Origin of the sequence: Klebsiella sp. CN_Kp091, from assembly GCF_040065095.1 — a bacterium.
GTDB classification, from domain to species: Bacteria; Pseudomonadota; Gammaproteobacteria; order Enterobacterales; family Enterobacteriaceae; genus Klebsiella; species Klebsiella aerogenes.
On record NZ_JBEAIO010000020.1, the window covers coordinates 1 to 19,812 of the forward strand.

Annotated in this window: 19 protein-coding genes; 3 read left to right on the forward strand and 16 right to left on the reverse strand. The window is 57.8% G+C overall.

Translation table 11 applies throughout. The annotated features are described in order from the left end of the window. Nucleotides 1–402 precede the first annotated feature (402 nt). Nucleotides 403–678 carry a DUF2574 family protein gene (locus ABLV17_RS13295; protein WP_020079736.1) on the forward strand — a complete coding sequence of 92 codons (276 nt, stop codon included), beginning with the start codon at nt 403–405 and terminating at the stop codon, nt 676–678. A 324-nt stretch (nt 679–1,002) separates the two neighbouring features. After that, nucleotides 1,003–1,320: a hypothetical protein gene (locus tag ABLV17_RS13300; RefSeq protein ID WP_020079735.1), complete on the forward strand. Its 318-nt coding sequence runs from the start codon at nt 1,003–1,005 to the stop codon at nt 1,318–1,320. 28 nt (nt 1,321–1,348) lie between these two features. Here ABLV17_RS13300 and ABLV17_RS13305 read toward each other — a convergent pair whose 3' ends face one another. Genes ABLV17_RS13305 through ABLV17_RS13315 form a run of 3 tightly spaced genes read right to left on the reverse strand, consistent with a single transcriptional unit; the run spans nt 1,349 to nt 6,293 of the window. Further along, nucleotides 1,349–2,473, reverse strand: a complete 1,125-nt coding sequence (locus tag ABLV17_RS13305; RefSeq protein WP_308958292.1) for an ABC transporter permease — start codon at nt 2,471–2,473, stop codon at nt 1,349–1,351. After that, nucleotides 2,473–5,232 (reverse strand): ribosome-associated ATPase/putative transporter RbbA, encoded by a 2,760-nt coding sequence (rbbA, locus tag ABLV17_RS13310; protein ID WP_308958276.1) that lies wholly within the window; start codon nt 5,230–5,232, stop codon nt 2,473–2,475. The genes ABLV17_RS13305 and rbbA overlap by 1 nt, the downstream gene beginning before the upstream one ends. Beyond that, the gene (locus ABLV17_RS13315; protein WP_113374576.1) at nt 5,229–6,293 is read right to left on the reverse strand and encodes an HlyD family efflux transporter periplasmic adaptor subunit; all 1,065 of its coding nucleotides are present in this window, start codon (nt 6,291–6,293) and stop codon (nt 5,229–5,231) included. The genes rbbA and ABLV17_RS13315 overlap by 4 nt, the downstream gene beginning before the upstream one ends. A 372-nt stretch (nt 6,294–6,665) precedes the next feature. Here ABLV17_RS13315 and ABLV17_RS13320 point away from each other — a divergent pair, with 372 nt between their 5' ends. Next, nucleotides 6,666–8,060 carry a diguanylate cyclase gene (locus ABLV17_RS13320; protein WP_348854316.1) on the forward strand — a complete coding sequence of 465 codons (1,395 nt, stop codon included), beginning with the start codon at nt 6,666–6,668 and terminating at the stop codon, nt 8,058–8,060. A 46-nt stretch (nt 8,061–8,106) separates the two neighbouring features. Here ABLV17_RS13320 and trpS read toward each other — a convergent pair whose 3' ends face one another. The 13 genes from trpS to ABLV17_RS13385 all read right to left on the reverse strand — a co-directional run. Further along, nucleotides 8,107–9,114, reverse strand: coding sequence for a tryptophan--tRNA ligase (gene trpS, locus ABLV17_RS13325; RefSeq protein ID WP_045358971.1), 1,008 nt, complete (start codon nt 9,112–9,114; stop codon nt 8,107–8,109). A 200-nt stretch (nt 9,115–9,314) separates the two neighbouring features. Continuing rightward, on the reverse strand, nt 9,315–9,644 hold the full coding sequence (locus ABLV17_RS13330) for a multidrug efflux SMR transporter (RefSeq protein WP_004204123.1): 330 nt from the start codon (nt 9,642–9,644) through the stop codon (nt 9,315–9,317). A 17-nt stretch (nt 9,645–9,661) separates the two neighbouring features. Next, the gene (locus ABLV17_RS13335) at nt 9,662–10,075 is read right to left on the reverse strand and encodes a multidrug efflux SMR transporter (RefSeq protein ID WP_308958278.1); all 414 of its coding nucleotides are present in this window, start codon (nt 10,073–10,075) and stop codon (nt 9,662–9,664) included. 31 nt (nt 10,076–10,106) lie between these two features. Then, nucleotides 10,107–10,775, reverse strand: a complete 669-nt coding sequence (locus ABLV17_RS13340; RefSeq protein WP_348854318.1) for a hypothetical protein — start codon at nt 10,773–10,775, stop codon at nt 10,107–10,109. 12 nt (nt 10,776–10,787) lie between these two features. Next, complete coding sequence (locus ABLV17_RS13345; RefSeq protein ID WP_015704257.1) at nt 10,788–11,408, reverse strand: phosphate propanoyltransferase; 621 nt, start codon at nt 11,406–11,408, stop codon at nt 10,788–10,790. Continuing rightward, a complete protein-coding gene (locus ABLV17_RS13350) occupies nt 11,405–11,803 on the reverse strand; it encodes a BMC domain-containing protein (protein WP_113374517.1) in 399 nt (132 codons plus the stop codon). Before ABLV17_RS13350 ends, ABLV17_RS13345 begins: the two co-directional genes overlap by 4 nt. Before the next feature lie 12 nt (nt 11,804–11,815). Next, on the reverse strand, nt 11,816–12,763 hold the full coding sequence (gene cutD / locus ABLV17_RS13355; RefSeq protein ID WP_113374518.1) for a choline TMA-lyase-activating enzyme: 948 nt from the start codon (nt 12,761–12,763) through the stop codon (nt 11,816–11,818). An 85-nt stretch (nt 12,764–12,848) separates the two neighbouring features. Beyond that, nucleotides 12,849–16,235, reverse strand: coding sequence for a choline trimethylamine-lyase (gene cutC / locus ABLV17_RS13360; protein WP_348854320.1), 3,387 nt, complete (start codon nt 16,233–16,235; stop codon nt 12,849–12,851). 25 nt (nt 16,236–16,260) lie between these two features. Beyond that, nucleotides 16,261–17,415 (reverse strand): 1-propanol dehydrogenase PduQ, encoded by a 1,155-nt coding sequence (locus ABLV17_RS13365; RefSeq protein ID WP_348854321.1) that lies wholly within the window; start codon nt 17,413–17,415, stop codon nt 16,261–16,263. Nucleotides 17,416–17,432: 17 nt separating this feature from the next. Then, nucleotides 17,433–17,690, reverse strand: a complete 258-nt coding sequence (locus ABLV17_RS13370; RefSeq protein WP_015368471.1) for a EutN/CcmL family microcompartment protein — start codon at nt 17,688–17,690, stop codon at nt 17,433–17,435. Between the two features lie 24 nt (nt 17,691–17,714). Then, nucleotides 17,715–19,316, reverse strand: coding sequence for an acetaldehyde dehydrogenase (acetylating) (locus ABLV17_RS13375; RefSeq protein WP_348854323.1), 1,602 nt, complete (start codon nt 19,314–19,316; stop codon nt 17,715–17,717). A gap of 53 nt (nt 19,317–19,369) precedes the next feature. Further along, entirely contained in the window at nt 19,370–19,648 is a 279-nt protein-coding gene (locus ABLV17_RS13380) for a BMC domain-containing protein (protein WP_004146125.1), read from the reverse strand. 12 nt (nt 19,649–19,660) lie between these two features. Then, nucleotides 19,661–19,812 (reverse strand): BMC domain-containing protein (locus tag ABLV17_RS13385; protein ID WP_228704804.1); only part of this gene is annotated, 152 nt, incomplete at its 5' end.

The window sequence follows — 19,812 nt, forward strand, 5'->3', positions numbered from 1 at the left end:
CGATGGTAGTGTGGGGTCTCCCCATGTGAGAGTAGGGAACTGCCAGGCATCAAATAAAACGAAAGGCTCAGTCGGAAGACTGGGCCTTTTGTTTTTGTGTTTTGCGGCCAGACGCGCCGCCATTCCCCCGGTGGCGCTGCGCTTACCGGGGCTACAGACTGCGTAGCAACCCGTAGCCCGGGAAAGGCGCCTCGCGCCGCCCCCGGGAAAATACCCGACCCGGCCGCCTGGTTCGTTAACATCAGTAATACCTATCGCACTAATAGCTCTCAGTATAATTGTCCTTATTAATTATATGGATTATCTTTCCTGCGTGATGACATCAACGCATCACCTCTCCTGAGGGAGAAAAATAGAAAGCAAATCGCTTATTTCTCATCCTGTTAACTGGTTATAAATTCAATGAAAAAACCGCTAATTGGGATTCTGACATTAGCTTATGGATTGAGCTTGCCTGCATTCGCTGCTGATACCGCTACATTAACGATCTCCGGGCGTGTGGCGACACCTACCTGCAGCACCAATATCATTAACGAAAAGGCTCAACAGCGTTGTGGGCAAAATACTTACCTCATTAACACGCAAAATATGGCAGTCCCTTCTCATGGGGTGGTTACCCAAACGGTGAATTTACCGAATGATGCGAACAGGAAAATAATTATCAGCAGCTACGATTAATCACCCACTTATATTTCCGCGCCATTATATTGCCCAGCGGCGAAATAATGGCGCGCTGCTATCAGCTATAAAAACCAGCCACTTGTAGACTTGAAAATTTATTCCCACCGCTTAATACTTCTCTCCCCACTTATTTCCACGATCGACAGGTGTTATCCACTCTTTTGGCGTTAATGAGAGACATCATTAACACTTTGTTAACTTGATCTGGTTTAAGTGACGGTAAATTTGATATACAAATAGGGTAGATTGCCTGTATGGATGCTGCCCGAAGTGCCTTGCGATGAATGTTGCAGGTCATCGGCTGGCAATATGAGAATATAAATGAAAATCCTGCTTAACTGGCCGCCGTTGCGCCAGATCGTTACTTACATTCAGGAGCGCTTTACCTTTCTGGTTCTGCTCTGCTGGCCGGCGATTATCTGGCTGTTCTGCCGGGTTGGCGTGTGGCTTACCGATAGCGCCTATCAACTGCTGGGGAAATCGCCTGCCCACTCTTTCACCGTTTATCTTCAGCCATTTATGACGCCCGGCACGTTACTGCGCATTTCTATCAGCTGGATTGTGCTGTTATTCATTCTTTTCAGTATGGCGATGGCCTTCACCTGGGGTCTGCGCCGCTTTATGAATCGTCAAAAATAAGCCATCGGCGCAGCGCCAGCTCCAGGTTTTATGCCATCTCACCAATTGTCTTGCGAAAACGCAGCAGCGCAATGGTAAAGAAAGCGCTGCCGATAGCGAACAAGATTAAAAACTGTGGCCAGACGATGGCAAAGCTGGCGCCACGGTAAAGTATCGCCTGCGCGAGGCTGACGAAATGGGTGGTCGGCATGGTCAACATAATGTCCTGAACCAGCTGCGGCATACTCTCCCGTGGCGTGGATCCGCCGGAGAGCATCTGCAGCGGCAGCAGCACCAGGATCATCAGTAGCCCCAGTTGCGGCATAGAACGGGCGAGCGTGCCCATAAAAATGCCAATGGAGGTGGTGGCGAACAGGCTGAGCGCAACTCCCAGCATAAACAGCGGAATCGACCCCTCAATCGGTACCTGCAAAATTCCCTGCACCATCAGCAGTAGCGACAGCCCGGAGACAACCAGTACCACTAGCCCCATCGACCAGATTTTTGCCATCATTATCTCAAACGGCGTTACCGGCATCACCAGCAGGTGCTCAATGGTGCCGTGCTCTCGCTCGCGGATAAGCGCCGAGCCGGTGAGGACAATTGCCAGCATGGTGATGTTGTTAATAATCGCCATCACCGCGCCGAAGCGCTCTTGCTCAAGGTTAGGGTTAAAGCGCATCCTCACCGCCAGCTCCACCGGCAGAGCACTGTTGTCGCGATAGCGGGCGACAAAGCTGTTCACTTCACCGCTGATAATATTCTGGATATAGCCGTTGCCGGTAAAGGCCTGGCTCATTCGCGTGGCGTCGACGTTGACCTGCACTTCCGGCTGGCGACCGGCCAGCACATCGCGCTGGAAGTTTGGCGGAATATTGATGGCGAACGTGTATCGTCCCGCATCCAGACCGGCATCCATTTCATCGGCGCTGATCAACTCCGGCGTTAAAAACCACGGCCGATAAAAGCCGTTAATGATCCGCGATGAGAGCTGTGATTTATCCATATCGGCAATGGCGATAGGCGCCAGGTGCAGTGAACCGGGCATTACCGTGGCCGAGGAGTAAACCGATACGGTAAAAGCAAACACGATCAGCGCCAGCATCGCTTTATCGCCGAGCAGGCTGCGCAGCTCTTTGATGCCGAGGTTATAGATATTGCGTAATCCGCGCATCATCCCTCCTGTTTCTTCAACAGCAACACGCTCAGCCCGAGCACCAGCGGCACCGCAATCAATAGTGGAATGAACGAAACCCACAAATCGCTAATATTCAGCGCCTTGGAGAAGGTGCCGCGGGCGATGGTCAGGAAATGGCTGGTCGGGTAGATTTGCCCGATCCAGCGACCTGGCCCTTCCAGAGATGCCACCGGATCGATCATCCCGGAGAATTGGGTGGCCGGAATTAGCGTAATAATCGCGGTACCGAAAATAGCGGCGATTTGGCTCTTCATAAAAGTCGAAATCAGCAAACCCAGCCCGGTGGCGATGGTGACATACAGCAGCGCCGCCAGGGAGAGGGTCAGGAAACTCCCCTTATGCGCGACGCCAAATACGAAGACCGATAAAGCGCACAGTAGAAAGAAGTTAAACATGCCTAACACGATGTAAGGCAGCTGTTTGCCGAGCAAGAATTCGCTGCGGGTGGTCGGCGTCACGTACAGGTTGATGATCGAACCGAGCTCTTTTTCACGCACTACGCTCAGCGCGCTGAGCATCGCCGGGATCATCATCAGCAGCAGCGGGATCACCGCCGGGACGATGGCCGGCAGGCTTTTCACGTCCGGGTTATAGCGATAGCGGGTCTCGATGGAAATGAGCGAGGTCTCACGATTCGGGCTACTTTGCCGCCCGGCCATCTCCTGCAGCCAGGCCAGATGCATCGCCTGCACGTATCCGCGCACCGTTTCCGCGCGATTCGGCATTGCGCCGTCCACCCACACACCAATCTGTACCGGCGTACCGCGAGCGATATCGCGGCCAAAGTTTGGCGGGATTTCTATTGCCACCGCCAGCTCGCCGTTACGCATTCGACGATCCAATTCGTCATAACTCTGCAGTGGCGCCTGCTCGATAAAGTAGCGTGAGCCCGCGATATTCTGCGACCAGTTCTGGCTGCTGATCGTTTGATCGCGGTCGAGGACGGCAAAGCGCAGATCCTCGACATCCATGCTGATCCCATACCCCATGATAAACATCAGGATCACCGTCCCCAGCAGCGCCAGCGTCGATCGCACCGGATCGCGGCGCAATTCCAGCGCTTCGCGGCGGCTATAGCTAAACAGGCGACGCAGGCTGAATGACTGGCGTGGGGACGCATTCTTCTGGTGTGATGCGACAGCAGGCGGCGCGGGCGTTGTAGAGACAGAAACGGTCGGTTGCGCGGCATCCGCCGCTTCCTGCAGCCAGGCGATAAATGCCTCTTCGAGGCTGGCGGAGCCACGTTGCTCAACCAGCGCCTGCGGCGTATCGCTGGCCAGCACCTTGCCGGCGTGCATCAGCGAGATACGATCGCAGCGTTCCGCCTCATTCATAAAGTGGGTAGAAATGAAGATGGTGACGCGATCCTGCCGCGCCAGGTCGACCATCAGCTGCCAGAACATGTCGCGTGCCACCGGGTCAACGCCGGAGGTGGGTTCATCGAGGATCAGCATCTCCGGGCGATGGATTACCGCTACCGCTAATGACAGACGCTGGCGGATCCCCAGCGGTAAGTCAGCGGGAAGCGCGTCTTCAGCCTCGGTCAGCATAAAGCGTTTGCTCATTTCTGCGACCCGGCCAGCTATTTCTTGGTCCGGAATGTGAAACAAGCGGGCGTGCAGCTCCAGGTTTTGCCTTACGCTCAGTTCGCTATAGAGCGAGAAGGCCTGCGACATATAACCCACTCGTTGGCGGGTGGCGATATCTTTCGGATCGACCGGTTGGCCAAACAGCCAGGCCTCGCCTTCGCTGGCGGGCAACAGGCCGGTTAGCATCTTCATGGTGGTGGATTTGCCGCAGCCGTTAGAGCCGAGGAAGCCAAAAATTTCGCCACGGGCGATACGAAAGTTAACGTGGTCGACGGCGACAAAGTTGCCGAAGCGCATGGTCAGGCCGCGCGCTTCAATGGCGATCTCTTCCTCACTGCCGTCGCGCGGCGGGATGACCACTTCGTTATGCGCCAGGCGCTGCGCTTCCGGCAGCAGGGCGATAAACGCCTGCTCCAGGGTCTGGCTGCCGGTCTGTTTTTTGAGCGCCGCCGCGCTACCGGTCGCCAGTATTTCGCCGGCATTCATCGCCACCAGCCAGTCGAAGCGCTCGGCCTCTTCCATGTAGGCGGTGGCGACCAGCACGCTCATTTCCGGCTGGCGCTGGCGGATGCTGTCGATCAGATCCCAGAACTGCGCGCGGGAGAGCGGGTCGACGCCGGTAGTGGGTTCATCAAGGATGAGTAGCTGCGGGTCGTGGATAAGAGCACAGCACAGGCCGAGCTTTTGTTTCATTCCACCGGAGAGTTTACCGGCAGGGCGATCGCGAAACGGCGCCAGCCCGGTGCTCTGCAGCAGTTCGTTGATACGAAGTTCACGCTCGGCTTTATCGTGACCAAACAGGCGGGCGAAGAAGTCGACGTTTTCATAGACCGATAGCGTATGGTAGAGGTTTTTCCCCAGGCCCTGCGGCATCCAGGCGATTTTCGGACATACCTGCTGGCGGTGACGAACGTCGCGCATATCGCCGCCGAGCACCATCACGTTACCCTGCTCGATGGCCCGCGCCCCGGCGATAAGCGAGAGCAGGCTTGATTTGCCGACCCCATCCGGGCCAATCAGGCCAACCATGCGCCGCGCCGGAATCGCCAGGTTGATATCGCGCAACGCGATGGTAGCGCCAAACTTCTGGCCAACGTTTTCCAGCAGGGCGACGGGGGGCGAAGTATCCTGCGGCGTCAGTTTCATTGCGGCAACCTCACCGTCAGCGCTTCAGGCCAGCTTTTCTGCTTATCCAGTCGTACCCAGGCCATCCCAGGCAGGCCGGTTTTGACATATTCCAGATGCTGCTCCAGTAGTTCTGGCGGAATGCGCGCCTTGACGCGGAACATCAGCTTGAGCCGCTCGTCGCTGGTTTCTACCGTTTTCGGCGTGAATTGCGCGACGCTGGCGACAAAGCTGATATTTGCCGGGATCACTAGCTCTGGCGCGGCATCCAGGATCAAGCGCGCTTCACTGCCGAGCGCCAGGAGACCCGCCTGTTCCGTTGGCAGGAAGAAGGTCATATAGACGTCAGCCAGGTCGACCATGTTCAATACCCGCCCCCCGGCGGCCAGCACTTCGCCTGGTTCAGCAACGCGATACTGGATGCGGCCGTCGCGTGGCGCTTTCAGCTGGCTATCGTCGATATCGGCGAGGATCCGCCGCTCGGTGGCTTCGGCGGCTTCAACGCGGGTTTTGGCCTGAATGATGCTGGTACGGGCGGCTTCAATGGCGGCGCGGGCGGCAGAGACCTGCGCTTTCGCCGATTCCAGCGCCGCGCGGGCGCTTTCAGCGGCCGCGCGATCGTCATCCAGCTGCTGAGCGGAGACGGCGCCACGCTGTGAAAGGGTGCTGGAACGGACGTGGCGTTTAGCGGTGGAGTCTAGCTCCGCCTGGCGTTGCTTCACCACCGCTTCGGTGGCGCGCATTTCGCTCTGCCGCTGGTCGAGTAACGCGTTGGCGGCGGCAACCGCGCTTTGCGCTTCTTTGATTTGCGCGGCGGCTTCGAGGCGCTGCTCGTTAAGTACCCGCGTATCCATCCGCGCCAGCACATCGCCTTTATGGACGAACTGCCCCTCTTTGACCAGAATCGTCTCGATACGCCCGGCAATTTTGGTGGCGATATCGACTTCCGTCGCCTCGATGCGGCCATTACTGGCGGCGAAGCCCGGCGGTAGCCCGGCCGGGCGCAACATCCACCATGCTGCGGCGATGATTACCGCTGCAACTACGATATACCCGGTCCAACGTCGTTTGTTCTTGTCCATACGCGACTCGCTCTGTTCCATATTGCTGAGTGGTGCGCGTTTCGCTATTTCGCCCGGCGGGACGATAAAAAAAGAAGAGATAAGGCCCGTCCGGCGCAAAATCCTGTTACGTTGCCAACCGGTGGGGAAGATGTGCTTTTAGAGTGGTCATCATCAGCAATCCTGGCCTTAAATGAAACACGCATATTTATAATCTGGATACTAACATCGGTTGCGCCAAAGTCCATATATAAACTATGGAATTGCGAGCCCCTCACTGTAATGGCTGAGAACTACGCTATCCCTATGATTTTCTTCGTCTGGTTGACCTGCGGCAACTCATGTATGATCGGCAACCCCGAAATAGACTAACGCCCGGCGAGCGCTTTATTCATGAACGATGAAAGCAAAAAATATATCTCTGTTATTTTTAAGGAGTGGCTACCTCTGTATGACAGCCTGACGCCAGCCGTTAAGGAGGTACTTAAAAATATCGCAGAGGAGCAATCGGAAGCGTTAGCGGCCCGGTTTTATGATTTTATTTTTCAGGATCCGGATATTGCCCGCCACCTGACTTATGATTTAGTTCAGGAGCGTCTGAGCCGCTCGCTGGCGCTATGGGTGAAGGAGATCCTGACCAGCGATAAAGCGCAGTTGCCGGCGTTGGCGGAACGGCAATATCAGATTGGCAGCATCCACGCGCGGATCGGCATCCCGGCGGAGGCGGTTCTGCGCGGCGCCCGGCAGATTAAGGCCGGGCTTATCGAGTATATCCGCAGCCACGTTAGCGACCGCCAGATTGCCGTCGATGCCATTTATTACGCTATTATGGCGATTAATATGGCCGTTGAGATGATGTGCCATGCCTATACCTTATCGCACTATCGGGCGACCAAAAACGAAGAGGCGTATCGCCTGTATAGTTTGATGGACAATGTCCCGATGGAATATGGCAAACAGCAGGCGGCGCTTTCCGGTTGGGAAAATACGGCGATTTTTAATATTGTTAGCGAAAATAAAGCACATACTAACGCTACGTTATTATCTGAGTCGGAATTTGGCCTATGGTTCCGCCATAAGTGCGTGCGCTATTTTAACAAAAATAGCCAGATGGACGAAATCGCCGCATTAATTTCGCAGGTCGACGACTTATTAATAGGATGGCGGGCATCAGCCTCTGCCATGGATTATAAAAATACACAAAACCTGATTCAGGGGATCCATATTCATTGCCAGCAAATAGGCAGCCAACTGGGCGTAATTTTTAGCAGCCTGTCGCAGATGCAAAACGGCAAAGATGCATTAACCAGCCTGCTTAACCGCCGCTATTTGCCGGTGGTGCTGAAGCATGAAGTGACGCTGGCGATGGAGCATGAGTTGCCGATGACGGTGGCGATCGTCGACATCGATCATTTCAAAGGCATTAACGATAACTGGGGCCATATGGTCGGCGACCGGGCGATTAAACATGTCGCGGAACTGCTCAGCGATAATATCCGTTCCAGCGACTATATCTTCCGCTACGGCGGGGAAGAGTTTCTGCTGGTGCTGGTGGAGACCGGCGTGTCAGAAGCGTTTACCATCCTCGACCGCCTGCGGAAGAAAATTAGCCAACTGGCGTTTAACGTTGGCGGCGACACGAAGATCCCGATCACCGCCAGCATTGGCTATGCCGTGCACTCCGGCCATCCCGATTACAACCTGCTGTTGCGCGATGCCGATAATGCGCTGTACGCCGCCAAACGCGAGGGGCGCAACTGCGTGAAGATGCATAAAGGCAGGGTGTAAAACGAGCCCCGGTAAACGTAGCGCGACCGGGGCAGGGCTCTGAAGCTCAGAACAGTACCGGCAGCCCCAGCCCGCGCTTCACTTCATGCAGCGTCTGCTGCGTGAGCTGGTGGGCGCGTTCGCTGCCCTGGCGCAACAATTCCAGTAGCATTCCTTTATCCTGACTGTAAGTGGCCCGGCGTTCGCGGATCGGCGCCAGTAGCTCCTGCAAGCAGGTTTCCAGTTCATTCTTACACTGGCGATCGCCCAGCCCGCCGCGCTGATAGTGGGCTTTCATCTCAGCAACCAGCGCCTTATCGCTATGGAAAGCGTCGAGATAGGTGAACACCACGTTGCCGTCGACATGCCCCGGATCGCTGACTCTCAGGTGTGTCGGGTCGGTATACATCGCGCTGACCGCGCGGTGAATCTCCTCTTCACTGGCCGATAACGTCAGCGTATTGCCCAGCGATTTCGACATTTTGGCATTACCGTCGACGCCCGGCAGGCGGCTCACTTCGCTGAGTAGCGCTTTGCAGTGGCGCAGTACCGGTTCGCCGGTGAGGCTGTTCATTTTGTGGACGATTTCATTGGTCTGCTCAATCATCGGTAGCTGATCGTCGCCCACCGGCACCAGCTCGGCCTTGAAGGCGGTGATATCGGCGGCCTGGCTAATCGGATAGGCGAGAAAGCCAACCGGCAGCGAGCGGGCGAATCCCTTCTGGGCAATCTCATTTTTTACCGTCGGATTACGTTCCACGCGAGCGACGGTGACGATATTCATATACAGCGCGCTGAGCTCAGCCAGCGCGGGCAGAGCGGACTGCAGGCAAATAGTGGTGAGCCTGGGGTCGATGCCGACGGCCAGATAATCGGCCATGACTTCGAGGATATGGTGGCTGATTTTTTGCGGGTTGCTGCCGTTATCGGTGAGCCCTTGCAGGTCGGCGATCAGAATAAATTGTTGGTGGTCGTGCTGCAGCGTGACGCGCTGGCGCAGAGAGCCGACGTAGTGGCCAAGATGTAGTTGGCCGGTCGGGCGGTCGCCGGTGAGAATGGTTTGTGGATGGTTCATCAAGGACTCCTTATCAGACTGTTCAGCCGAAAGACGTCCTGAAAATAACAAAGCCGCCTTCCGGCGGCTTTGAAAATGGAAACGTGTATCATGCCGCCTGTTATGCAGGCAGCCACCAACGACGGGGGTAGGTAACGATAACGTTTCTGTTCATCTTTTTATCCTGCCACGAAATCACGGCGGGGTAAACCCGCCTTGTATTACATGGTCGAGAAGACGTTCATGATCACGCCGCCGGAGATAATCAGCGCCATGGCGATAATGGCCGCCAGGTCCGGCTTCTGTTTATAGAGGATCATCGAGCAGATGGTGACGCCGACGATACCGAAGCCGCACCACAGCGAGTAGGCTACGCCCACCGGAATGGTGCTCATCGCGCGGGTGAGGGCGAAGTAGCACAGGCCGTAGGCGCAGACCACCAGCACTGAAGGCGCCAGCTTGCTGAAGCCGTTGGTTTTTTTGATCATCGAGGTGCCAGTGATTTCGGAGCCGATAGACAGCGCCAGCCATAAAAATCCGAGATTAAACATAGGGTATTCCTTTCCTGTTAGTTGGCGATTTTCTTATCCATAGACGTGATTGGCGCGGCGGGCGCGGCTTCTTCGCTCTCTTCAGAACCCATTTTCGAGAACAGGTTCATGATAACGATGCCGCTGGCGATGACCGCCATGCCGATGATGGCGGCGGTATCCGGGTGCTGGCCGTAGAAGGCCATTCCCAGCGTCGAGACCACCAGGATGCCGGTACCGGACCAGGTGGCGTACGCCAGGCCGACCGGGATATCTTTCACCGCCCTTGAGAGCGAGTAATAGCAGGTGCAGTAAAGGACAATCAGCAGGCCGAGCAGCAGCATTTTTGTGCTGCCTTCGCTGCTACCGAACATTTTTAACGTCGAGGTTGCTGAGGTTTCGGAGAGGATAACCAGCAGCATCCATAACCAGCATTTTGTTTTCGAAGACATCGTTAAGCTCCAGGTTCATAGTTGGGTAAGGTCATATCTTTCTGTTTTTTAAATAATCAATGGCCGCATCGGTCAGCTGCGCGTGCGGAGCCGCCGCCAGCGCCGGATTATTCACCACGTCTGTGACGGTGAGATAACGGCGCGGTTCGCTGCTGGCGGCGGCTGGCGCGGTGGGCGCGTCCAGCGTCGCCAGCAGCTCATTCATGGTGCCGAGGAAGACGCCGCAGTCTTCCAGACGAGCCAGCGTGGCCTGCAGATGCCCGGCATAGGCGCTGTCGGCCTGAGCGCCGCTTAGCTGGTTGAGTTCGCTGTGCGGATCGCAGTGATAGCGCAGCGCCAGCACGGGAATACCCTTCAGCAGCGCCTCGTGCGCGCAGCGGGCGAGCGGGCTGCTGAGCGTGCCGTTCAGCAGGTCTGCAGCCAGCGGATAATCGAGAAACGGCAGCAGTACCGCCCGCCACGGCGCTGACGGAAGGGCATCCTGCCAGGCCGAAGAGGGAATTATCTCGCCGACCTCCCGCCACGCGGCGGCGTCAGCGAGGCCATCCTCCAGCGCGAGGCGTAGCGGATGGCCGCTTCCCGCCAGGCGTTGGCGGATAGCCGCGCGATAGCCATCAGCGGCGGTCACCATCACCAGTACCGGCGGGTGCAGGCGCTGCAAAACACGCGCAACTAAACCTTCAATCTGTTCGTCGGTCATGGCGAGCCTCCGTTAGCCGATGAGCGTCACCTGCGCGCCGTTTTTCAACCCGGCGGCATTGGCTTCTTCGGTGTCAATGTGAAACTCCAGCGCGAAGTCATCGCGCACCCGCACCACCACTTCATCGAAAGTCAGCTGGCGCTCGCCGTTGCTGCGCACGCTGACCTTCTGGCCATTGCTAACGTTGAGTCGGCGCGCATCCTGCGGCGACATATGAATATGCCGCCAGGCGCAGATCACCTGCGAATGGAGTTCAACGTGGCCAGCGGGCCCAATCAGCAGCGCGCTACCGGCATTCTCCAACTGGCCGGACTCACGAACTGGCGCCTTAATCCCGAGCGTGAAGCAGTCGGCGCGCGACACTTCCAGTTGCGAAACCGGGCGGGTCGGCCCGAGGACACGGACGTTGGTCAGCGAGCCCTTCGGCCCGACAATGGTCACGCACTCCTGGGCGGCAAACTGCCCCGGCTGGCGCAGCGGTTTGAACGGCGTCAGGCTGTAGCCTTTGCCGAATAGCGCCTCGACGTCCTGCTGCGCGAGATGGACGTGGCGGTTGGAGATCCCCACCGGGATCGCCGGCGCCGTTGCGCTCAGGCGGGCGGCGATTTTTTCGCGAACCAGGGTGTCGATCATGACTTCTTCCCTTTCTTCAGCGCCGGATGTTTATCTTCCGTTTCGTTCGGGGCGGCAGGGGGGGCGATAGGTTCCGGGGCGGGGATAACCACCGGTTCGGCCGTTTTTTGCTCGCGCGATGGATTGCCTTTGAGGTTGCTTAACGCTTCAACCACGCAGCGCTCCGGGCGGGCAATGACCAGCGACTTCACGGTGTGCTCGGCGCCAGCCACCGCCACGCCGCGTTCAATGGCGGTGTGGATGGCGCTGATTTCCCCTTCAAAGCAGACGCTTACCAGCCCGGAGCCTGGTTTGCGATAGCCAATGCAGGTCACTCCCGCAGCTTTACAGGCGGCGTCGACGGCCTGAATGGCGGCGACCCATCCTCGCGTTTCAATTACGCCTAAACTTTTCATGGTCGGCTCCTGTTAATGGCGGACTAAGCGAATATCAAAATCAAATTGCTGGAAGAAGGTTTCCAGCCGGTCCAGTTCTTCCGGTGTATAAGACGGGTCCTGGGTAATCGGGTAGGGCATATCCAGGCGTTCGTACTTTTTGCGTCCCAACTGGTGGTACGGCAGCATGTCGATGCGGCGGATATTTCCACGCTTCGCCAGCTTCTGTACGTAATCAATGGCGCCGGTAATGGCGTCGAATGAGTCGTTGTAGCCGCGAATGAGCGGCATACGCACAATGACGTTGGCGCCGGAATCCACCAGCCATTCGAGATTGCGGCGGATTCCTTCGTTGCCGATGCCAAGCATCGCCTTGTGGTGTTCGCTGTTAATTTGCTTAATGTCGAACAAGAAGGTGTCGGTGACCGGCGCCAGCTTCTGGTAGTTGGCAAGCGGGGTGGTGCCCTGGGTTTCGACGGCGGTGTTAATCATCATCTTTTTGCATTCGCTGAATAAGGCGACGGCAAAATCGGTCTGCAGGCTCATCTCGCCGCCGCCGATGGTGACACCGCCGCCGGAGGAGATGTAGAAGTCGTAGTCCTGCATGATGATCTCCATCAGCTCGCTAACGGTGACGTCCTTGCCCATAATGTCCAGCGCGTTCTGGGTGCAAATCTCTTCGCATTTGCGACAGCCAATGCAGTCTTTATTGCGGTCGACGAAGTGCTTCATTTCGCCGTTTTCTTCCGCCCGATAATGAATACCCGCCGGACAGACGCTGACGCAGTCGCCGCAGTTAATGCATTTGTCGTGCGAGAACATCACCTGGAACTGACTGCTCAGCCCTTCCGGGTTGGCGCACCACGGGCAGCGAATGTTGCAGCCCTTAAAAAACACCAGCGTGCGAATGCCATCGCCGTCATAGATCGAATATTTCTGGATATTGAAAATTCGGCCCGTTAATTCTTGTTTTGCGATCACGCTTGCCTCCCGCTCCGTCCCGTTACGGGACGGAGAACTTCCGGTTATTTCTCAAATACAGCTCATTTAATTCTCTTTAAGAGAACTAGAACTTCTCAATCACCGTACGGCTGATGATCTCGTCCTGGACCTCTTTGCACAGCTCAACGAAGTAGGCGCTGTAGCCGGCGACGCGAACGATCAGGTCGCGGTATTTCTCCGGCTCCTGCTGCGCCTTCTTCAGTACTTCGTTATCGACGTAGCTGAACTGCATCTGGCCGTTGCCGAGAATCGAGGCGGTACGCAGCAGGGTAATCAAGCCATGGCGGCCTTCCGGGGTATCCAGCAGCCCTTTGAGGAACTTGAAGTTGTGCACCATGCCGATGTTCATGGTTTCCACGTTCATCTTGCTGACCGACTTGATAATCGCCGTCGGGCCTTGTTTATCCGCACCCTGGGTTGGGCTGATGCCGTCGGAGAGCGGCATCCACGCCAGGCGGCCGTTCGGCGTGGCGTTGGTCAGCTCGCCGATTGGCGTGTTGTTGGAGATAGACAGGGTGCCGTGGCTGAGGGTCGAGTAGAGCATTTTGTATTTACGGCACTCTTTCTCGGTCCATTCGGTAATATCCAGCGCGTACTGGTCGACGTAGTTATCGTCGTTACCGTATTTCGGCGCGTTCAGGCAGTCGCGGCGCAGCGCTTCGTAACCTTCAAAGTTGGCCAGCAGCGCATCGCGGATCTGCTCAAGGGTGTATTTCTTCTCTTCGAACACCAGCTTGCGGATCGCTGCCATCGAGTCGACGTAGGTCGCCAGACCGGAGAAAATCAGCCCCGGACCGTGGTTGACCATCGCGCCGCCGGCGGCGACATCTTTGCCGCTCTCCATGCAGCCTTCGACCAGTAGCGACATCAGCGGCTTCGGCGCCACATCGCGATGGACGCGCTGGCTAATGACGGTGCCGATGGCCGACAGGCGCACGATATGGGCGATCTGCTGTTTTACCGCCGCGTCGAATTCGTCGAAAGTGCGCAGGTCGCGCAGGTCGCCGGTGTCCAGCCCCTGATAGCTATCGAACAGCACCATCCGCCCGCGGTTGAGTACGAATTCAATCGCGATAGGCCACTGGGTGTAGCCGGTGGAGGTCCACTGATAGATGCGCCCGGATTTTTGCGGCTCAACGCAGCCCATCAGGCAGTAATCGCGGGCGTCTTCAAAATCGAAGCCTTTGCGCAGCATCATCTTGATGTGGGAGTCATCGAAGTGGCAGGCCGGGAAGCCCATTCCCGCTTTCACCACGTCGACGATTTTTTCCATGTATTTCTGCGGCGACTGGTTGTGGATACGGCAGGCCAGCGACGGCTGGTAAACCTTCACGAAGCGCACCGCGTCCATAATCAGATAAGTCAGATCGTTACAGGCATCGCCGCCGCTACGTTTCTGGCCGCCAACGGTGAGGTTGATAAACGGCTGATAACCCGCGAAATATTTCGCTCCCAGCTCACTCGACATCCACATCAGTTCAGCGCATTTGATGATGAACGCCTGCAGCAGCTCCAGCGCGGTCTCGTGGGTCAGGCGGCCTTCGCGGATATCGGCTTCGAACATCGGATAGCAGTACTGGTCGACGCGCCCCAGTGACAGCCCGGTCTGGTTCTCTTCGATTTCAAACAGTGATTCGACGGTCCAGATACTCTGCAGCGCTTCCTGCAAGGTCTTCGGCGGATTGGCCGGCACGTTTTCGTTGACGTCGGCGATGGTCAGCAACTCGGCGCGGCGCTGGGCGTTTTGCTCTTTAGCCGCCAGTTCGCGGGCGTGGGCGGCGATGCGGCGGGCGTAGTTGACCACCCCTTCACAGGTTTCAATCGCCGCTTTGTAGTAGTAGATACGGTCGATATCTTCCGGGTTTTCCATGCTCAGGCTGGCCAGATGCGCCTCGGCATCGGCTTTAATGCCGTTCATCCCTTTGGTGAACAGCAGCACGTCGTAGCCCGGACAGGTATCGCCGCCGCCGTTAATCTGGTGATAGGAGAGGTCGCTGACGAAGGTCTCGCCGCTGAAGGCCCAGACGCCGGCCTCACGGTATTGCGCTTCGCAAATCTCATCCAGCGAACGGCCTTCCCAGAACGGCACGATCTCTTCGCGAATGGTTTTTTTATCCGCTTCGCTGATTTCAAACGGATCCTGCGGGCGGGTGCTCATGGTGTCGAGCTCGTCGCGCACCCAGCGCCAGGCGATATCCGGCGAGAAGGCGCCCGCGCGCGGCTTGCCGCACGGATGGCCGACGATCAGCTCATCGTCCTGAATCAGAATCGGCGCGGTTTCACAGGCGTGGCGGAAAGCTTTGGCGCGCAGCAAAATGGTCGGCATGCCAGGGTTGGCTTTGACCACTTCGGTAAAGGCCAGCGCGCGATAGATAGAGACGCTCGGGCGTACCGTCAGGTAGTGGTTACGCAGGCGCTGCATACGCGGGGTTAAGCCTTCTATCGCCGGCGTGTCGGCGCAGGCCGCGAACGGCGCGTGGCTGACCTGTTGTGCGCCGCTAAACAGACGCACCGGCAGATTCAGCGCGCTGAGGTTGCGCTGGGCGCTGATAAACATCGCCGAGAGTTCGTTCGCTTCGGCGTTGTCAAAAGCGGCGCCGTGCAGCATGGCGTCGAGCATCGGATAGCCGTCAATGGCGCAGGCGGCGCGGACTTCGCTCAGTTCCGCCAGCTTGAACCACAGGCACTCCACGATTTCATAGGCCTGCTGGTTATTCAGCGCGCCGCTGTTGATATCGCGCTGGAAGTAAGGCAGCAGCGCTTTATCCGCCCCTTGCGGATTAACCGCATAGCTGCCGTTATCCAGCTGTAGCGCCAGCTGGAACAGATAGAACGCCTGGCAGGCTTCTTTGAAATTACGCGCCGGATGGGCCGGAACGTGGTGCAGAATGGCCGCGCTATCGAGCAGCTCGGCTTTGCGATAAGTATTGGTTTCTGCGGCTGCCAGCTGCTCGGCGCTGTTGGCCAGATTTTGCGCCAGCGCGAGCAGGGCGTCGCAGGCGTAGATGGCGGCGCGGCAGCCGTTGACTTCATCCATACCGCTGCGGCTAACGGCGCTACCGAGGGCGCGGGTTTTCTCTTCCAACTGGTGCTTAATCGCCAGCACGCCTTTTTCGACGACCAGGTTGTAGTCCGGTGAATCGAGATCGCTGTTGAGGTTGAGGAACTTGAATACGGATGGCCGATGCGCGGCGCTTTCATCATGGAAAATCGCCCCGTGCGGTTTACGGGTCTGGTTACCGACGATCAGTTCGTCGGCGCTAATGGTCAGCGGCAGCTGGCGCATCAGTTCATAGAAACGGCGAGCCGGTTTGACGGCGGCGGGAATGCCTGCGATATCGCTATCCAGCGCGCTGAGGATCGCGGCGTGCTCGGTGCACAGGCTGCTTGCCTGTGAGCGTAAACGGTCTGCCAGCACTTTGACGCGCGGCGTTAAGCTGTAGTGTGCCATGGGTAAGGTTCTCCAAATCTTGTTATCAGTGGCCCTGTACGGGATGACCGGACCAGGCCCGGCGATAAAGCTCGGTTAACGCGTTAGCGTCCGGCGCGCGTGGGTTGGTTGGGGTACAGCTGTCGCGCAGCGCCTGGCCGACCATCTCCGGCAAACGGCGTTCGAATTCAGCCGCCTCAATGCCGGTGTCGCTAATGCCGGAGGGCATGCTCATCTCTTCTTTTAAAGCCTGAATGGCGACCAGCAGGCTGGCGACGCCCTGGCGCGGCGAGGCGGCTGGCAGATCCAGCAGATGCGCCAGACGGGCATATTTCGTTGCTGCAAGGGTGTCGCACTGGCCGTTGAAATCGGCGTTCCAGGCGACGACTTGCGCCATCAACAGGGCGTTGGCGCGGCCATGGGGTACGCGGAAGACGCCGCCGAGGGCGTGGGCCAGGCTGTGGGTTATCCCAAGCGAGGCGTTGGTGAAGGCCATCCCCGCCATGCAGGAGGCGTTATGCATCTTTTCGCGCGCCTGCAGGTTGTCGCCGCTGCGCCAGCAGGTCGGCAGATAGCGAAATACCTGCTGCACCACTTTCTCCGCCAGCGCGTCGGAAAAGTCGCTGGCGGCACGGGAGACGTAGGCCTCAAGGGCGTGACACAGCACGTCCATGCCGGTGTCGGCGGTAATCGCCGGCGGCACCGAAGCCACCAGCGCTGGGTCAAGAATGGCGATATCCGGTAGTAGCGACGCATCCACCAGCACCAGCTTCTCCGCATTGGCTTTCACCACCGAAAAGGCGGTGACTTCCGAGCCGGTGCCGCTGGTGGTGGGGATGGCGACAAAGCATGGACGCGGGCGGTCAGTTTGCGGACGGGTTTGCGCCAGGGAGAAAATAACCGCTTTGGCGGCATCGATTACCGAACCGCCGCCGAGCGCGATAACCAGATCCGGATAGTGGTTATCCATCAGCTTCATGCCGCGCACCACGGTGGCGATATCCGGATCCGCCACTACGTCGTCCCACATCTGCCAGGCGATCCCGCGCTGGCGCAACAGGGCGGTGACGCGCTCGGCGAGGCCAAACTTCACCATCGCTTTATCGGTCACCAGCAGCACGCTGCGGGCGGAAAGTTCGTTCAGCACCGAGAGGGCGTCCTGACCGAAGCAAATCCGCGGTTTCAGTAAAAATTCACTCATTGGGCTATTCACTCCTGTTAGGCGTCCCGAAACACGTTCTCGACAATGGCGACCACCGACATCGCTTTGTAGCGGTCTTTATTGAGCGCGAAGTACTCTTCCGCCAGCACGATGTCGTGCATGCCGGCGCCGACGTTATCGACGGCGACCCAGGTCTGGTCTTTCATCGGCTGCTGTTTGTCATCTAAGCGGGTGATCAACAGCAGGTTGCTGCCGCGTAGCTCATCGCATTTTTGCGTGGCGACGACATGGCCGGTTACCTTTGCGAGAATCATCGTTTATCGCCTTATATCAGTGCGTTACTTAGCGAGGCGCTCCAGCACCTGGCGAATAACGCGTTCCACGCTTTGTTCGTTGATTTCACCTTCCATACTGGCGGCGCCTGCGCTGGCGAAACGGTCATCGTTGCCTGCGGAGTGCGCTGGTGCGGCATTGGCCGGAGCGTTGAAACGCACGTCATCAAGAATGCTGCGCTGCGGATCGCTCGCCGGAGTAACGATGGTCGGCTGGGGCTCAGGGCGGCTGCCCGGCGCGCGAAGCTCGTCAATCGAACGTACGCCATAGCCGACTTTGCGGATATTGAGCAGGTTCATCGGGCCGACGTTGTCGGAGCTGGAGCCGCCGCCGACCGCGCCGCAGCCGAGAGTCAGCGCCGGAGAGATGTTGGTGGTCGCGCCGATACCGCCGAGCGCCGCTGGGGTGTTAATCAGAATGCGGTTGACCGGTTTTTCGAGGCAGAACTGGCGGATGACGTCCTGATTACGGGTGTGGATCACCAGCGTATGGCCGAGTCCTTCGTTGGTCAGCAGCTCCACCACGCGGTGGCAGGCGGCTTTCCAGTCTTCTTCCACGTACAGGCCGAGTACCGGGCACAGTTTTTCGCGCGAGTAGGGGTTTTTCGGCGATACGGTGGTTTGCTCGGCGATCAGCACTTTAGTGCTGGCCGGTACGCAGAATCCCGCCATCTGGCTGAGGTATAGCGCGGTTTTGCCGACCACTTTCGGGTTGATGGTGCCGTTCGGGCGCAGCAGCAGCGCCGCCATTTTCGCCGCCTCATCTTCATTCATGAAGTAGACGCCCTGCGCTTCCAGCTCGCGGTGAACCTCGTCGTAAATGCAGCGTTCGACGATAATCGACTGCTCAGAGGCGCAGATCACGCCATTATCGAAGGTTTTACTGGTGACGATATCTTTCACCGCGTGGTGGATATCGGCGCTGCGTTCGATAAACGCCGGGCCGTTACCCGGGCCGCCGCTGATGGTCGGAGTGCCGGAAGCGTAGGCCGCCCGCACCATGCCTTCGCCGCCGGTGGCGAGGATCAGCGACACGTCTTTGCTGTGCATCAGTTCGGAGGTGGCTTCGAGCGTTAACTGGGTGATGCCGTCAACGCTGCCTGCCGGGGCGCCGGCCGCTTCTGCCGCGCGTTTGACGATTTCAATCGCCTTCCAGCTGCACTGACGCGCGCCCGGATGCGGGGAGAAGATAATGGCGTTGCCGGCCTTGAGGGCGATCAGCGCTTTGTAGATAACCGTAGAAGTTGGGTTAGTTGAGGGGACCAGCGCGCAAATCACGCCGAGCGGCACGCCCACGTCCATCACTTTTTTTACCGGGTCGTCATGAATGATGCCAACGGTCTTCATATCTTTGATGGCGTCGTAGACGCGCAGCGAGGCGAAACGGTTTTTCAGCACTTTGTCCTGCCAGTTGCCAAAACCGGTCTCTTCCGCGGCCATTTTCGCCAGCGCTTCGGCGTGGTGCGCTGCTTCCTGGGCCACGTTTTTCACGATGGCGTCGATTTGCTGTTGCGAAAAGGTGGCCAGAATCGCCTGCGCCTTTTTGGCGTTGCGCACCAGTTCCCGCGCGTTCTGCCGGGATTGCAAATCGTTATCCAGTTCAATCATGAGTCTATCCTTCATCAGACGAAAAGAGTGGAGACGGGGCGCGCCCTGTCAGGTCATGCTTTGTGCTGCGCCGCGATTTTTTCGATGTCGTTATGTGGACGCGCAATGACGCGAGAGCTGACGACTTCGCCGATGCGTTTCGCCGCTTCCACGCCGGAGTCGACCGCCGCGTTGACCGCGCCGACGTCGCCTTTCACCATTGCGGTGACGAGGCCGGAACCGACGTTTTCATAGCCGATAAGCTCGACGTTGGCGGCTTTACACATCGCATCTGCGGCTTCAATGCAGGCCACCAGACCTTTGGTTTCGATAAGACCAAGCGCTTCTTTCATCAGGTTTCTCCGTTAGTCCGCAATTTTGTAATGCGAGACGATTTTGTTGATGTCGTTATGCGGACGGGCGATAACCAGCGAGGTCACCACTTCGCCGATGCGCTGCGCCGATTCCACACCGGAATCCACCGCCGCTTTCACCGCGCCGACGTCGCCTTTCACCA

Bases quoted from the DNA above. Each gene is read 5' to 3' on its own strand.
- ABLV17_RS13365 (WP_348854321.1), bottom strand. From the start codon at position 17,415: ATGAGTGAATTTTTACTGAAACCGCGGATTTGCTTCGGTCAGGACGCC.
- ABLV17_RS13335 (WP_308958278.1), bottom strand. From the start codon at position 10,075: ATGTCTTCGAAAACAAAATGCTGGTTATGGATGCTGCTGGTTATCCTC.
- ABLV17_RS13315 (WP_113374576.1), bottom strand. From the start codon at position 6,293: ATGGACAAGAACAAACGACGTTGGACCGGGTATATCGTAGTTGCAGCG.
- ABLV17_RS13305 (WP_308958292.1), bottom strand. From the start codon at position 2,473: ATGCGCGGATTACGCAATATCTATAACCTCGGCATCAAAGAGCTGCGC.
- ABLV17_RS13320 (WP_348854316.1), top strand. From the start codon at position 6,666: ATGAACGATGAAAGCAAAAAATATATCTCTGTTATTTTTAAGGAGTGG.
- cutC (WP_348854320.1), bottom strand. From the start codon at position 16,235: ATGGCACACTACAGCTTAACGCCGCGCGTCAAAGTGCTGGCAGACCGT.
- rbbA (WP_308958276.1), bottom strand. From the start codon at position 5,232: ATGAAACTGACGCCGCAGGATACTTCGCCCCCCGTCGCCCTGCTGGAA.
- ABLV17_RS13370 (WP_015368471.1), bottom strand. From the start codon at position 17,690: ATGATTCTCGCAAAGGTAACCGGCCATGTCGTCGCCACGCAAAAATGC.
- ABLV17_RS13295 (WP_020079736.1), top strand. From the start codon at position 403: ATGAAAAAACCGCTAATTGGGATTCTGACATTAGCTTATGGATTGAGC.
- ABLV17_RS13375 (WP_348854323.1), bottom strand. From the start codon at position 19,316: ATGATTGAACTGGATAACGATTTGCAATCCCGGCAGAACGCGCGGGAA.
- ABLV17_RS13330 (WP_004204123.1), bottom strand. From the start codon at position 9,644: ATGTTTAATCTCGGATTTTTATGGCTGGCGCTGTCTATCGGCTCCGAA.
- trpS (WP_045358971.1), bottom strand. From the start codon at position 9,114: ATGAACCATCCACAAACCATTCTCACCGGCGACCGCCCGACCGGCCAA.
- ABLV17_RS13300 (WP_020079735.1), top strand. From the start codon at position 1,003: ATGAAAATCCTGCTTAACTGGCCGCCGTTGCGCCAGATCGTTACTTAC.
- ABLV17_RS13380 (WP_004146125.1), bottom strand. From the start codon at position 19,648: ATGAAAGAAGCGCTTGGTCTTATCGAAACCAAAGGTCTGGTGGCCTGC.
- ABLV17_RS13345 (WP_015704257.1), bottom strand. From the start codon at position 11,408: ATGATCGACACCCTGGTTCGCGAAAAAATCGCCGCCCGCCTGAGCGCA.
- ABLV17_RS13350 (WP_113374517.1), bottom strand. From the start codon at position 11,803: ATGAAAAGTTTAGGCGTAATTGAAACGCGAGGATGGGTCGCCGCCATT.
- ABLV17_RS13340 (WP_348854318.1), bottom strand. From the start codon at position 10,775: ATGACCGACGAACAGATTGAAGGTTTAGTTGCGCGTGTTTTGCAGCGC.